General features: G+C 72.2%; 5 protein-coding genes. 1 reads left to right on the forward strand and 4 read right to left on the reverse strand.

Going from position 1 to position 15,393, the window contains the following annotated elements:
- From IF655_RS11015 to IF655_RS11030, 4 genes are all read right to left on the reverse strand, one after another.
- Nucleotides 1-1,332, reverse strand: coding sequence for a hypothetical protein (locus IF655_RS11015; protein ID WP_199583974.1), 1,332 nt, complete (start codon nt 1,330-1,332; stop codon nt 1-3).
- Entirely contained in the window at nt 1,329-12,533 is an 11,205-nt protein-coding gene (locus IF655_RS11020) for a polyketide synthase (protein WP_307814903.1), read from the reverse strand. Before IF655_RS11020 ends, IF655_RS11015 begins: the two co-directional genes overlap by 4 nt.
- A 404-nt stretch (nt 12,534-12,937) precedes the next feature.
- Nucleotides 12,938-13,516, reverse strand: coding sequence for a dienelactone hydrolase family protein (locus IF655_RS11025; RefSeq protein WP_199583983.1), 579 nt, complete (start codon nt 13,514-13,516; stop codon nt 12,938-12,940).
- 117 nt (nt 13,517-13,633) lie between these two features.
- Nucleotides 13,634-14,341: a B3/4 domain-containing protein gene (locus IF655_RS11030; RefSeq protein WP_199583984.1), complete on the reverse strand. Its 708-nt coding sequence runs from the start codon at nt 14,339-14,341 to the stop codon at nt 13,634-13,636.
- A gap of 197 nt (nt 14,342-14,538) precedes the next feature.
- On the opposite strand from IF655_RS11030, the gene IF655_RS11035 reads away from it, so the two are divergent.
- Nucleotides 14,539-15,216 carry a VOC family protein gene (locus tag IF655_RS11035; protein ID WP_199583986.1) on the forward strand — a complete coding sequence of 226 codons (678 nt, stop codon included), beginning with the start codon at nt 14,539-14,541 and terminating at the stop codon, nt 15,214-15,216.
- Nucleotides 15,217-15,393: the final 177 nt, after the last annotated feature.

The raw sequence follows: 15,393 nt of genomic DNA on the forward strand, positions 1-15,393 counted from the left end.
CTACTCGCTCAGCGCCGTGAGGCACTGCCTGGCCCGGTCCGGCAGGACGTACTCGCCCTCCTTCTCGATGCGCTCGTACAGCGCCTCGACCCGCTCGTAGTGGGCGTCCAGGTTCTGGTCCAGGAGGTGGTACTCGGACTTGTTGTAGATGCCGAACTGGAGGTCGGTCATCAGACCGAACGGATCGATGTCCGCCGCGCGCCGGGTGCCGCCGAACACCAGGCGCAGGAATTCGTCGACGCTCTCGTAGCCGAGCGTGGCCAGGAGGAACTCGATCGACGCCCACTTGCGCCTGACCTGGTAGGCGCGCTCGTCGGGATCGACGATGAAGTCCAGACCGCTGGTCATGCCCTTCGGGTAGAGCACCTTGTTGAAACAGCGCAGGTCGATGGTGAGCCGGTCCTTGGTGGTGCGGGGCAGCGTGCTGTCGGCGTGGGCCCGGTAGTTGTCGAAGACCAGCGCGTCCCCCACCCGGCTGTCGCAGTAGTAGCCGGGGGACGGCGTGTCGGCGTACGTCTTCGCCCAGTACATCGCCATCAGGTAGTCCCGCACCGAGGGCAGGTCGATCTCGGACAGCCGCCCTTCCTGGAACAGGTAGAGCGCCTTGTCGACCGCCGCCTTCTCCTCGCCCGCCAGACCGTGCTCCAGCATCCGCTCGTAGACGTAGGGGAGGTTCGGTGCCTCCAGCTCCGCCTCCTCGAAGATCACGAAGGGCTGCCGGCTCAGCGGAGTCGGGGTCAGCGCGGTGTGGAAGCTGCGGTACTCGGTGGGGAAACCGAGCTGCTTGCGCACCAGCGACGGGATCTGCAGGGCGATCGAGCTGGCCGCGTGGGTGCCGTACGGGCGCTTCTCGGCGGGCACGATGAAGGCGTTGACCACGGCGGTCTCGACCTCGGGGAAGTGCTCGTGGACGATGTCCTGGTTCAGGTCGTAGAAGCGCTTCGCGGAGGGCACGAACAGGACGCAGTTCTCGAACATGGTGGAGACCGGGAAGTAGCTGCCGATCGAGGCGGCGGCGAAGCTCTCCTGGATCACCGCCTGGCAGCGCAGTTGGCGCGCCAGGTTGTCCGCCAGGTCGTCGTCCAGGTTCATGCGGACGACATGGGTGGGGTGCGACTCGGGCAGGAAGCGGCTCGTGTTCAGCTTCCGCAGGGGCGGCAGCGTCGACTCCACCTCCGCCTTGTCCACCTGGTACTTGTCCAGCACCGGGGACAGTTGCTCGGCGTGTGCCGCCGCCGAGGAGTGCAGGAAGGTGCCGGTCTTCTGGTAGGTGCCGGTGACGGTGGCGTCGTCGTCCGCCGCCGCGGCCGGTGCCTGGTTCGCCTCGCTCATGACGTGGTGTCCTCCGCTCGGTCCGAAGTGTTGATGCGGTGCACATAGGTGCGGACGAATGTCTCGTCGAGGGGCGGGGACGGGTAGTCCTCCGCGCCGAAGACGTCGCTCCCCACGGGGAGCGCGGCGAACATGTCCACCATGCCCTGCGCCGTCAGGCCGTCCAGCAGGGCGGCGATCCGGGCCAGGGGGCTCGCCCGGTGTGCCGCGGCGAACTCCAGCGCCCGCTGCCGCCACGCGTCGAAGGGCACGATCTCCGCCCCGCCGCCGGTGGCGCCGACCATCGCGAAGAAGCGGTCGAAGTCCGGGGCGCCGGAGTTGACGAAGTCGTAGTCCCTGCCGATGCGCGTCAGATCGTCGGTGACCGCGGCGGCGACCGTCCGGCACAGGTAGTCCACCGGCAGCACCGTCGTGAGATCGGTGGCCAGCGACGGGAAGCTCCCCATCGCGAGGCAGCCGGAGATCAGGTTGTGCAGGAAGTCCCCGCGGTCGAGCCGGAACCGCCCGGTGCGGGTCGAGGCGCCCACGTACGGCAGCCGGTACGTCGACGCCCGCGCGCCGCGCCGACGGGCGGCGGCCACCATCATCTCCGCCTGCCACTTGGAGGTCTGGTAGCCGTACTCCGGCGCCTCCTCGGCGACGTGGTACCCCAGATACCTGGGCAGCGTCGCGAACGTGGAGATGAAGTGGAACGCCTTGCCGCGACCGCGCGAGGCCAGCCGCAGCGCCTCGTGCGTCCCGACCATGTTGGGACCGACGTACTCCGACATCGGGCGCATCCAGTCCAGCAGGGCGGCGGAGTGGCAGATGGCGTCGACCTGGTCGGCCAGTTCGTCGAAGCGCCTCTCGTCCAGCCCGAACAGCGGTCGGCCGACGTCGCCCACCACCGGCTTCAGGAGCGGCGCGAACTCCTCCCGCCACAGGTCGTAGTCGTCGAGCGCGCCGATCAGGCGCCGTGTCGCCCGGTCGTCGTCGTCCGCCCGCACCAGGCAGTGGGCGACCACCCCGGAGGCGAGCAGCTCGTGCAGCAGATGGGCGCCGACGAACCCGGTGGCGCCGGTGACGAAGACCGCCTTTGGGCGTACGGGCGGCGCGGCGGCGTTGTCGAAGCGGAGGTCGGGGTGGAGACAGCCCTGCCGCGCCGCGGTCAGGTCGGGACCGGCGGCGTCGTCCGTCTCGGTGACGACGGCGCGGGTACGGGTGCCGGTGCCGGTGCCTGTGGCGGTGGCGACGGCGGGTCCGGACGCCGCGTCGAGGCCCGATTCGAGGAGCTTCTCCAGGAGGAACTCGCTCAGCGCGACGAGGTGGGGGTGGTCGAAGGCGATCCTCGCGGGCAGGGCGAGTCCGGTGATGTTCGTCAACTGGTTGCGCATCAGGACCGCGCTCAGCGAGTCGAAACCGATGTCCCGCAGCGGCAGATCGACCCCCACCGCCTCCGGCGAGGCGAAGCCCAGGGTCCTGGCCACCTCCGCGCGGACCGTGCGCAGCACGACGCCCGCGTACTCCCCCGGCGACGCCTCGCCCAGCAGCTTGCGCAGATCCGCTCCGCCGCCCGCCGCGGAACCTCCGCCCGCGTCGCCGTCGAGCAGCGCGCGGAACAGGGCGGGTATCCCGCCGCGGTCCGCGAAGTAGCGCTGGACGCGGTCCAGGTCCAGCGCCGCCGCCACCGTCAGCGGGAGCCCGCTCCCGGAGGCGAGTTCGAGGAGCTCAAGACCCTCGTCCGGTGCCAGTTGGTCGAGACCGAGCTGGGCGAAGCGGGCCAGGTCGAACGCGCCGAGCCCCGCCGCCATGCCCTCGCCCTCCCAGGGACCGAAGGCGACCGAGGCGGCGGGCAGACCCTCGGCGCGCCGCAGGTGGGCGAGCGCGTCCATGAAGGCGTTGGCAGCGGCGTAGTTGCCCTGACCCGGTGTCCCCATCACGCCGGAGACGGAGGAGAACAGCACGAAGAAGTCCAGCTCCATGCCCCGGGTCAGCTCGTGGAGGTGCCACGGACCGTCCACCTTGGGGCGGAAGACCGAGTCGAGCCGCTCCGGCGTCAGATCGGTCAGGAGACCGTCGTCCAGCACACCCGCCGCGTGGACGATGCCGCGCAGCGGGCGCTTCTCGTCGAACAGCGCCAGCACCGCGGCGACGTCGTCGCGGTCCGCCACGTCACAGGTCAGCACGGTGGCCGTGGCGCCCAGCTCGGACAACTCGGCCACCAGGTCCTGCGCACCGGGCGCCTGGGGACCGCGGCGGGAGGTCAGCACCAGGTCACGCACGCCATGGGTGCCGATCAGCCTGCGGGCCACGCGTCGGCCGAGGTCGCCGGTGCCGCCCGTGACGAGCACCGCGCCGTCCGCCCGTACGAACCCCTCCGGGGAGTCCGCCGCCTGCTCGCCGGACCGCGCCAGCCGTGGCACCAGCACCTCGCCGTCGCGGACGGCGCACTCCGGTTCGTCCTCCAGCATCAGCGCGGCGGCGAGCGCCGTGCGGTCCGCCTCCTGGTCGCCGATGTCGATCAGGCGCAGGTCGAGTTCGGGGTGCTCGTTGAGGGCGGTGCGCATCAGACCCCACAGCGGAGCGGCGCCCGGTCCGGAGACCGGGTCGTCGGCGCCGGCGCCGACCGCGCGGCGCGTGACCCAGACCAGCGGGGCGCGGAAGTCCGAACCGACCGCCTCCCGCAACTGCTCCAGCGCCTTGGCGGCGAACGCGTGCGCCTGGTCCGGCACGGGCGCGTCGGAGTCCCACAGGCACACCAGCCCGTCCAGGTCCTCGACGTCCGCCAGGTCCTGCACCTTGATCAACTGGATGCCGGCCCGGGCCAGGGCGGTCTTGGTCTCCCGCGCCCACGGCACGTCCCCGGCGGGGGTCAGCATGCCCCAGGCGCCGCCCAGCTCGACGTGCCCGGTGTCGACGTGGCGCCAGTCGACGTCGAACCGGAAGCGGTCCACTCCCGCCGCGGACAGGCGGCGCAGCACCGCCCGGTCGATCCGCCGTGCGTGCAGGCGGCGCAGATGACCGACGTGCGCGCCCTCGCCGTCGAAGAGGTCGAGCGAGCCCCAGAACTCGCCCTCGCCCAGCTCGAACTCGGCGACCCGGACCCAGACCTCCGCCAGACCCCCGACCCGTACCGAGAGGCGTTCTGCCTCGTAGGGCACGAAGGCGTCCTCGCTGCCCGGGTTCCGCAGCCGCTGGGTCATCAGGAACGACTGCATGGCGGAGTCCAGCAGCGCCGGATGCAGGGCGTAGTCGGCGGCGGACCGCCGCTCGCCGTCCGCCAGCGCGACCCTGGCCCACACCGTGCCGTCCGACTGCCACGCCTCCTTGACGCCCTGGAAGTTCGGTCCGAAGCCGTAACCGGCGGACGCCAGTTCCCCGTACAGCGCCGCGACGTCGAGGGGTTCGGCGTCCTGGGGCGGCAGCGCCCCGGCGGTGACGGTCGTGGCGCCCGCCTCCGTCGCGGGCGTGAGGGAGCCCTCGACGTGCAACTGCCATGTGCCGTCCCCGCCGTCGGGCGAGCTGTAGATCCTGACGGGACGGGAGCCGTCGGTCTCCGCGCCCACGGTGACCTGAAGACGTACGGGCGTGTCGGGGGTGATCGCGAGGGGCCAGGCGAACACCACGTCCGACACGTCCCAGTCGCCTTCGAGGGACGCGTCCCCGGCCGCCCGTATCACCTCGAAGAACGCCGTGCCCGGGAAGAGGACGGTGTCCATCACCTGGTGCTCCCGCACCCAGGCGGGCCGGTCCGCCGCCACCACGTGGGTGAACAGGGACAGTTCGGTCCCGGCGATCTCCACACCGCCGCCCAGGAGCGGGTGCCCGGTGGGGTCCAGACCGGCGCCGGTCTCGCGGGCGAGCGGCGGCTCGAACCAGAACCGCTCCCGCTGGAAGGCGTACGTGGGCAGCGCCACCCGACCGCCGCCGAAGGGCGCGAAGTAGCCCTCCCAGTCGACCGGGACGCCCCGTGCGTGCAGTTCGGCCAGGCTGCGCCGGACGACCGAGGCACCCTCTTTGCCCGGGGCGCAGGACGGCACCCACAGCAGCGGGCCCTCGTCGGCCAGGCAGAGCGCGCCCAGTCCCGACAGGACGGGCTGCGGACCGAGCTCCAGGAAGGTGTTCACCCCCTCGCGGCGCAGGGCGCTCATGCCGTCGGCGCAGCGGACCGTGTGCCGCACCTGGCGGACCCAGTAGTCGGCGTGCTCCAGTTCGCCCGGCGCGGCAGGCTCGCCGGTGAGGCTGCTGACGAGGGCGATCTCGGCGGGGCGGAAGCGGACTGACTCCGCCACGGTCCGGAACTCGGCGAGCATCCCGTCCATGTGATGCGAGTGGAAGGCGTGGGACACCGTCAGCCGTGTGGCCCTGCGACCCCGCTCGGTGAAGTGCGCGGCGATCGCCTCGACGGCGTCGGTGTCACCGGAGACCACCGTCTGCGTCGGGGTGTTGAGTCCGGCGACGTCCAGCGTGCCGCGCAGCCCGAGGGCGTCGATGGCGCTCTCCACCTCCTCGCCGCCCGCTTCCAGCGACGTCATGGCGCCGCGGACGGGCAGGGACTGCATCAGACGGCCGCGAGCCGCGACCAGGCGGCAGGCGTCGTCCAGGTCGAGGATGCCCGCGACATGGGCGGCGGCGAGTTCACCGATGCTGTGACCGAGCAGCAGCTCCGGGCGCACCCCCCAGCTCTCCCACAGCCGCCACAGCGCGACCTCCAGGGCGAACAGGGCGGGCTGGGTGAAGTCGGTGCGGTGCAGCAGGGCGGCGTCGGCGCTGTCCGGCTCCGCCCACATCACCTCCAGGAGGGGCTTCTCCAGTCCGGTGAAGCGGGCGGCGATCTCGTCGAGCGCCTCGCGGAAGACCGGGTAGGTGGCGTAGACGTCCCTGCCCATGCCCGGAAGCTGGCTGCCCTGGCCCGTGAACAGCAGGGCGAGCCGGGGTTCCTCGGCGTGTGCGACGGTGCGCACCGCCCCGGCGGGCAGTTCGCCGGTGCGGGCGAACGCGGCCAGTTGGTCGAGGAGTTCGGCCCTCTCACCGACCTGGAGCACCAGTCGGCGCCGGTGGTGGCTGCGGGTGGTCGCCAGGGACCGGGCCACGTCGGCGAGGTCGTCCTCCGGGTGCCCGCTCAGGTGCAGGCGCAGGTTCTCCGCCTGCCGCCGCAGGGCGTCGTCGGTGTGGCCGGACACCACGACCGGCACCGTGGACGGCAGCGGCGCGGACGCGCGCGTCTCCACGGGTTCCGCGTCCGGTCGCGGCGGCTCCTCCACGACGACGTGGGCGTTGGTGCCGCCGATGCCGAACGAGCTGACCCCGGCGCGCCGCGGCACGTCCCCGGCGGGCCACGGCCGCTGCTCCTGGACCAGCGCCATACCGGCGCCCTTCCAGTCGACGGCGGGGGTGGGTTCGGCGACGTGCAGGGTGCGGGGAAGGGTGTCGTGCCCCATGGCCAGGACGACCTTCATCATGCCGGCCAGACCCGCGGCTGCCTGGGTGTGACCGAGGTTGGACTTGGCCGAACCGACCCACAGCGGCGCGTCGGCGGAGTGGCTGCCGCCGAAGACCTCCGCGAGGGCGGTGCCCTCGATCGGGTCGCCCAGCCTGGTGCCGGTGCCGTGCGCCTCCAGGTAGTCGATGTCGTCCGGGCGCAGACCGGAGGCGGCCAGCGCGGCGCGGACGACCCGCTGCTGGGCGGGTCCGCTCGGCGTGGTCAGGCTGGCGCTCTGGCCGTCGTGGTTGACGGCGGTGCCGCGCAGCACGGCGAGGATCTGGTCACCGTCGCGCTGTGCGTCGGACATCCGCTTGAGGACGACCGTGGCGGCGCCCTCGCTCCAGCCCGTGCCGTCGGTGTCGGAGGAGAACGACCGGCAGCGTCCGTCCTTGGACATGCCGCGCAGGCGGCTGAACTCGACGTGCAGTTCGGGGGTCAGCATCAGGCTCACACCGGAGGACACCGCGAGGTCGCACTCGCCGTTGCGCAGCGCGTTGCAGGCGAGATGGGTGGTGACCAGGGAGGAGGAGCACGCCGTGTCCACGGTGAGGGCGGGTCCCTGCAGACCGAAGACGTACGACACCCGCCCCGACATGGTGCCGCCCATGGAACCCGAGCCCACATAGCCGTCGAGGTCGCTCAGTCCGCCGGACGTCGTGAGCCCGTACTCGCGCCACGCCGAGCTCTTGCCGATGCCGACGAACGTGCCGGTCTGACTTCCGCGCAGCCGGTCCAGGGTGTATCCGGCGCGCTCGAACGCCTCCCAGGCGGTCTCCAGGACCAGGCGCTGCATGGGGTCGAGCGCGCGCGCCTCGCGCGGCGCCATGCCGAAGAACGAGGCGTCGAAGAGGTCGATGTCACGGATGAAACCGCCCCGGGAGCAGTACGAGGTGCCCGCCGCCTCCGGGTCGGGGTCGTACAGCGCCTCGGCGTCCCAGCGGTCCTTCGGGACGTCGACGATCCCGTCTCCGCCGCGCTCCAGCAACTCCCAGTACTGCTCGGGGGTGTTGACGCCGCCGGGGAGACGGCATGCCATGCCGATGACGGCGATGGGTTCGTCGTCGGCGGCGCGACCGCGGGCGGGCGCGCTCTCCTGCCGCGGTCGCGTGCCGTCGGTCAGGTAGGCGGCCAGGCCGCGGACGGTGAAGTGCTCGAAGAGCTTGGCACCGAGGACGGGGCGTCCGAGGAGTTCCTCCAGTCGCGTCTGGACCCGGACGACCCGCAGCGAATTGCCGCCGATCTCGAAGAAGTTCTGGTTGACACCGATCCGGTCGTGACCGAGCACGTCCGACCAGATGGCGATGATGTCCCGCTCCAGCTCGGTGGCGGGCCTGGCGGTGGCGTCGACCTGCGCCACGGGGTCCGGCAGGGCGTTCTCGTCGACCTTGCCGTTCGGGGTCAGCGGAAGCTCGTCCAGCTCGACGAAGAAGTCCGGCACCATGTACGCCGGGAGCCGCTCGGCCAGCCAGGGGCGCAGCACGCGGTGCAGCGGGGGAGTGGACGGCGCGCCCGCCGCGGGCGTGTTGGCGTACCGGCGGAGGTCCTCGCGGGTGACCGCCGCGACGGGCCGCGGGCTGAGATCGGGGGTCTGGCCCGCTCGCCAGAACACCGCGTCGCACCGCCAGGTGTCGCCGGACCGGCTGGGCAGCAGCGCGAGTTCGAGACCCGCCTCGGCGGCGGCGTCGTAGAGGTCGACCGGGTCGGTCCAGGAGGTGGGCGCCGCCGGGACGCTGGTGCCCCGGGCCGCCAGGACCGGGGAGACCCGGCCGGACACCTCGGCCATGCGCCCGTTGGGGATGCCGTTCAGGCGCAGCGGCTGCTCGGTGACGGAGGTCAGCTCGGCGCGGAGCGCGGTCAGGTCGAGACCGTCGCGCTGCCAGTCCTTCTCCACCGCCGGGGTGACGGGCGGGGTGTCCTCGCCGATGTGCAGGGTGACGTCGTAGCGGTAGCGCGTCATCTCGTTGACGTGGCGCCCGTCGCGCAAGGTGACGTCGACGCGGCTGATCCGCGGGAACAACTGTCGCAGAGCGGCGAAGTACGCGTGGTCGAGGACCAGTTCGCGCTCCGCGCGGATGCCCAGCTCGGTGCGGTGCGCCAGCTCCTCGGCGGAGGTCCCGCCCGCCTCGCCCTCCGCGCGGAAGTGCGCCACGTCGGCGTGGAAGACGTCGAGGAGCGACAGGTCGCGTACGTCGCCGAGGAACACCCGCCCGTGGGTGACCGCCTTCGTCGCCCATTCCAGGACCGAGGTCAGATAGTCCACGCCGGGGAAGTACTGGGCGACCGAGTTGACGACCACTGTGTCGAAGGCGCCCTCGGCCACCTCGGGAAGGGCGTGGGCGGCGCGCTGCTCACAGGTCACGTGCGGCAGGGCGGTCAGATGCCGCCGGGTCGTCTCGACGGCGGCGGCGGAGGCGTCGACGGCGTGGTAACCGCGGCAGTGCGGCGCCAGTCCGAACAGCATGAGTCCGCTGCCGGAACCGATCTCGAAGACGTCCTGCGGCGCGTGGGAGAGGATGCGCCGCACGGAGCTTCGCTGCCAGTCGCGCATCTCCTCGTCCGTGAAGGGGAGACCGTCGTAACTGTTGTGCCAGCCCGCCAGGTTGAACGAGGCGTCGGTCGGCCCGGACGAGCCGTCGGCGGTGTCCGGACCGGCTTCGTAGGCGCGGTCCCAGGCAGCGGCCCACTCCGCCAGGGCGGTGCTCTGGTCCGCCTCGGCGGCGGACTCGCCGGTGGGCGCCGCGTCGCGCACGAGGTAGGCGGCCAGGTGATCGTCGCGGCCGACCACGACGGCGCGGCGCACCGCCTCATGGCGGACGAGGGCCGCCTCGACGTCGCCCAGTTCGATGCGGTGCCCGCGCAGTTTGATCTGGCGGTCGTTGCGGCCGAGGAGCGTCAGCCTGCCGGGTCCGGAAAAGCGCGCCAGGTCGCCGGTGCGGTAGAGGGCGCCCGGTCCGAAGGGGTTGTCCGGGAAGCGCAGCCGCGTCTGCCCGGGATCGCCGCGGTAGCCGCGCGCCACTCCGGCGCCCCCGACGCACAGCTCTCCGGGGAAACCGAGCGGTACCGGCGCGAGGTTCTCGTCGAGGACGTAGACCTGGGTGCGGTCGATGGGCTGTCCGATGAGAACCCCGGGCTCCTCCTCCCGGTCCGCCACCTCCCACGCCGTCGACCACACGGTGGTCTCGGTGGGACCGTACATGTTCCACACCGCGCCACCGTCCGTGGCCGCGAGCAGCCGGTCGGCGAGGTCCCGGGACAGCGCCTCACCGCCGCAGAGGATCTTCTTCAGCGTGGGCGCGCCCCGCCAGCCCCCGTCCAGCAGCAACTGCCAGGTGGAGGGGGTGCCCTGCATCATGGTGATCGCGTGCCGCTCCAGCAGCCCGGAAAGAGCCTCGGCGTCCGCGGTCTCCTCGGCGCGGGCGACGACCGTGGTCGCGCCGCAGAGCAGGGGCAGGAACAGCTCCAGCACGGAGATGTCGAACGACACGGTGGTGATCGCCAGCAGCCGGTCGGCCGGGGTGCACCCCGGGCGACGGCGCATGGCGGTCAGGAAGTTGCCCACCGCCCCATGGGTGATCTCGACTCCCTTGGGGCGCCCGGTCGAGCCCGAGGTGTACAGGACGTAGGCGAGGTCCCCGGCGCCCGTCTCGACCGCGAGGTCGTCGTCGGCGCTCCGTTCGGCGCCCGCGTGAACGCTGACGCACCGGGTGTCCCGGGCGGCGAGGACGGCGGGCACGTCGTCGTCCGTGACGACGAGCACGGGGTCGGCGTCCTCCAGCATCTGGTGGACGCGTTCCGCCGGGAACTTCGGGTCGACGGGCACATAGGCGGCGCCCGTCTTCAGCACGGCCAGCAGGGCGACGACGAGGTCGGTCGAGCGGTTCAGGGCCACGCCGACCAGGTCGCCACGGTCCACGCCCCGGTCGGTCAGCGCGTGGGCGAGCCGGTTGGCGCGGGCGTTCAGCTCGGCGTAGGTGAGGCTGGTGTCGGCGCAGACCAGCGCGGTGTCCCCGGCGTGGTCGCGCGCCGCCTCCTCGAAGAGCCGGTGCAGTCCCCGCTCGGGGAGGTCCGCGGTGCCGGGCGCCGTGTCGTTGAACTCCTCGACGAGACAGGCGCGTTCGTCCAAGGTGAGAAGGTCGGCGTCGGCGGCGGGCCGCTCCATGGCGGCGGGGAGCCGGTCGCACCACGCGCCGAACTGGTCGGCCAGCCGGGCGACGTCCTCACCGGACAGGCGCGCGGCGTCGTGGTGGAAGGTGACGAGCGCACCCTCCCCGGCGCCGTCGACCTCGACATGCAGTTCCAGCCGGGGACGGTCGCCGTCGTGCCGCGGGGTGTCGCGGGCGCCCCAGGAGATCAGTACGTCCGGTGCCGACGCGCCGCCGGACCAGTGCTCCCGCAGCTCGTCGTCACGGCCGATGGCGTCGCGGCGTATCCAGCCCCGTTCCTGGCCGCGTGCGAACTCCTGCCGTACCGACCGCAGGTTGTCGGCGACCGTGGCGTCGGCGTCGATGCGGCACGGCAGCGGAAGCCAGGCGGTGAACAGGTCCTTGTGCGCGGCGTCGACGCCCTCGCGGGGCGCCGCCATGGCGAGACCGACCTCCCGTTGGCTGCTTGCCCGCCCCAGGAAGACGCCCAGCGCACCGGCCACCTGGGCGGCGGCTTCGGCAGGCGTGTCCAGGTCGCCGCCACCCTCCGGAAGCGGAACGCGGCGGCGCACCGGGGCGGGGTCCGCCCCGGCGCGCGCCAGGGTCTCCGGGCGCGGCTGCGGATACGGGAGGCGGTAGGGGCTCTCGCCGCTTCGGATCAGGCGCTCGCGCCAGTGGCGGGCTGCCTGGGAAGCCCGGGTGCCCGCCTCCGTCAGGCGGGCGCTCGCGTCCTCGCCGGGGCTGGTCAGGACCGTGCCGGGACGGACGCCGTGGGCTGTCGTGACGGCGCCGACGGGGCGTTCCTCGCCCTCCAGGGTGCACAGGCGTGCCAGGGTGACGGTTCCGGCACCGGTGGCCACCCGCAGACCCGACGCGTCGTCGCAGCCGAGGACGGTACCGGGCGCGACGGCGTCGTCCGCGGCGCCGGTCTCCCAGCGGGCTGTCCGTACGGCGTAGAAGTGCCCGTCGAGCTCGATCTTGGGCCACACCAGCGGGCTCGCGAACGGACCGTGGTCGGTGGCCCGGACCAGGGCGGCGATGCGCTCGGCGGGACGGTTCCAGTCGATCAGCCCCTCGCCGGGGAACTGGGTGTGGCGCGAGAAGTAGCGGCGGTTCGCGGTGTCCTGAGGCGTCGAGGTCTCGCGACCCGCGGCGATCTCGTCCACCAGGTCGGCCACGCCCGCGACCGCCGCCTCGTCGCACTTCAGACCCAGCGAGAGCGCGGTGTCCTCGGGTCCGATCGCCACCGGTTGGCGCTTGAGCACGGCGCCGCCGTCGACCACCTGGTCCATGCGGTGCCAGGTGATGCCGTACTCCGTCGCGCCTTCGGCGACGGCCCAGGACGGCGTGTGCAGACCCGAGTACGCGGGGAGCGGTCCGTAGTGGTAGTTCACCGCCGCCCGCCTCGCACAGGCGAGCAGCGCGTCGGGCACCACCGCGTAGTTGCCGACGCTCAGCAGGAGGTCGCAGGACAGGTCCGGCGCGAGGGACACGGCTTCGGCGAGTTCGTGGTGGGGGATGCCCGCCTTCACCGCCCAGGACCGGGCGGTGGCGTCGTCGGTCACCACGGCGGTGACGCGGTGCCCCCGCGCCACGAGCGCGGCACCGCAGCGAACGAGTACGCTCCCGCCACCGATCAGGACAGAACTCAAAAAGGTCATTCCCGTGCCTCCCCCTGACGGACCATGCGGTCGTTGCGGTGAATGTGCGGCTGAATCCAGGTGTGGCGAGAACCGCCCAGCGGCTGACGTCCTGCTTTCCTGCTGCCTCGGAGACGGAACAGTCCTGTTGCGGACCCGAAAATACCGGCGGCAGGTCGAGGTGGCGCTGTCACATGAATCGACGACATGCGGGCGGGGAGCCCGTGAAGGAGGGTGGAGGAGGATCGGCTCCGAAGTGTTCGCCGAAAGAGTCGCGGGCGAAGGGGAATTGCCCGGGGGCATTACCGCCTCCGGGCGCCGGCGTCCGTCGGAGAAGCTGGTTGATGTCTGTCGGGGAACTACCCGACGCGGTCGAGGAAGTCGAGCACCCGCTTCGTGACCTGAGCCGTGGCGTGCTCGTCGTGCGTGGGCAGGCTGCTGTCGGTGAACAGATGCCGGTCACCGGGGTAGGTGAACAACTCGGCGTCCGCCGCCGATTCGACGAGTTCGCGGGCGGCGTCCACGTCGCCCTCCTCCGCGAAGAAGGGATCCGCGTCCATGCCGTGGATCTGGACGGGGAGGTTCTCGGGCCAGGTGTCGCCGTACTCCGACACCGGGAGACACGCCTCCAGCAGCAGCACGCCCCGCGCGCCGGGACGGGTCTGGGCCAGCTTCTGCGCGGGCAGGACGCCGAGCGAGAAACCGACGTAGACGAGGTCGGCCGGCAACCCCTGGGCGGCGGCGGTCCCGCGCTCGGCCACGGTGTCGATTCCCACCTCCTCGGCGTACTCCATGCCCTCGTCCAGAGAGGCGAACTGCCGTCCCTCGAACAGGTCGGGGGCGTGGACCGTGTGCCCCGCCTTCCGCAGCGTCTCGGTGAACTCCAGGACACCGGCGGTCAGTCCGTGTCCGTGGTGGAAAACCAGAATCTCAGCCATGTCGCTCTCTCCTCCGTGCTCCGGTGCCCGGGAGGCAGCGAAGCACAAGTATCAGCCCACGTGCGGGGACACGAGGGGCTCAACGGGACGAATCCCCCCCCGGTGCGTACGGACGTGCTATACGTCGATCCGGGGCGTGGCCGGGGAGAGGAGGTGCACGGCGGTCTCGTCCGCGTGCGGGGCGAGGAGGTCCCGCAGTTCCTGTGCCGCCGTCCGGAGAAGGTCCCCGTGCACCGGCTCCTGGACGGTTTCGAGGATGAAGACGACATCGGCGGAGTCCTCGGTGACGCGGGTGCGGTGGGCGTCGCGGTGGTTCCAGCAGCGGGTCAGGACACCGGCGGCGTCGGCGTAGACGACCTCGCCGGGCTTGGGGTTCTCCACGGTGTCCGGCTCGCCGAGCGGGGTGAACTCCTCGCCGCTGTCCGCGTACCGGATCTCGATGTCGCCCTTGACCTGCTCCAGGTCGAAGGCGCCCGCGGGCAGCCCGTGACGGACGGAGACGCTGTTGTAGGTGTCGACGGCCGGGTTGATGCGCGGCAGGGTGCCCTTCTTCGCCATGCGGCGGCCGAGCGCGTCGACGCTGGGGCGCAGGCGACGGGGGTTGGTGCCGAAGGCGCGGTACGCGGTGTGCCATGCCTCGATACGGGGATCGCTCTCGTCGGCCGGGCTCCAGGAGCCGTCGGCGAGCCGCCGTTCCAGGTCCTCCAGCGCCTCGGCCGTGCCGGGCCAGGGCTCGTGGCCGCGCAGGCCCGTGGCGGTGATCAGGGCGATGAGGGTGCCGGGGAAGGCTTCGGCGACGGCGGGGGCGATACGGAAGACGGTCATGAAAGTGCGTTCCTCGTCGGGGAAGTGCTGGTTTCCGGGGCGTTCGCGTCGGTCGCCCCGCTGACATGCGGCGGGCTCGGTACGGGCCCGGCCACGCGCGGTGGGAGGGATGGTAGTGCGGTACGCGACCGGTAGGGGGCGCGGACGGTGATTCCCGGCCGGTCCCGCTCCGCGCGACCGCTGGCATCATGACAGGCGTGACTGTACTGGGAGTTCAGGACGTCCTCGCGGCCATCGACGACCGGCTGCCCGACTGGCGGAAACTCGCCCAGCCCCTCGCGGCCCGCTTCGCCGCGGCCGACGCCGTGCGCGGCGCGGAGTTCGTGGCGGCGGTGACCCGCGAGGCGGCCGCCGCCGGTTACACCGTCCCCGACATCCGGCTGGAGCCCGGGTATGTGAACGTGACGCTCTACACCGTGCACCCCGACAGCGGGCGACGGCAGGTGACGGACCGGGAGCTGGAGCGGGCGCGTGCCATCAGCGCGCTCGCGGTGGAGCACGGACTGCGTGCCGTTCCCGGCGAGGTCACCCAGATCGAGCTGGTCCTCGACGCGCCGTCGGTGGCGGTGTCGGGACCGTTCTGGGCCGCGCTGCTCACCGGGGACCCCGGCAACACCCCTGTGTTCGACACGGTGTTCGACCCGACGAACCGCGTCCCCAGCACCTGGTTCCAGCACACCGAGGCGCATCCGGCTCCCCGTCAGCGCTGGCACATCGACCTCTGGCTGGCGCCGGAAGCGGCGCAGGGGCGCATCTCCGCCGCGCTCGCCTGCGGGGGCACGGTGTTCGACGACAGCCACGCCCCGTCGTACACGGTCCTGGCCGATCCCGACGGCAACCGGGTCTGTGTCTGCACGGCTCTCGGCCGCGTCTGAAAACCGCTTCCGTTGCCCCGGGGAAGGAGCCACGGAGGGGGTCCCCGGTAAAGGGGACAGGAAGTGGATCGCCCGAGTCAATAGCATCGCTTGCGATAAGGAAGCGCTGCGGGGTATTCGTGGCCATTGTCGTCGCGACTGCGCAAGGGACCGGCTGAGTCGATAAGTTGGCTGCTC

The organism is Streptomyces sp. DSM 110735 (assembly GCF_016482685.1).
Taxonomy (GTDB): Bacteria; Actinomycetota; Actinomycetes; order Streptomycetales; family Streptomycetaceae; genus Streptomyces.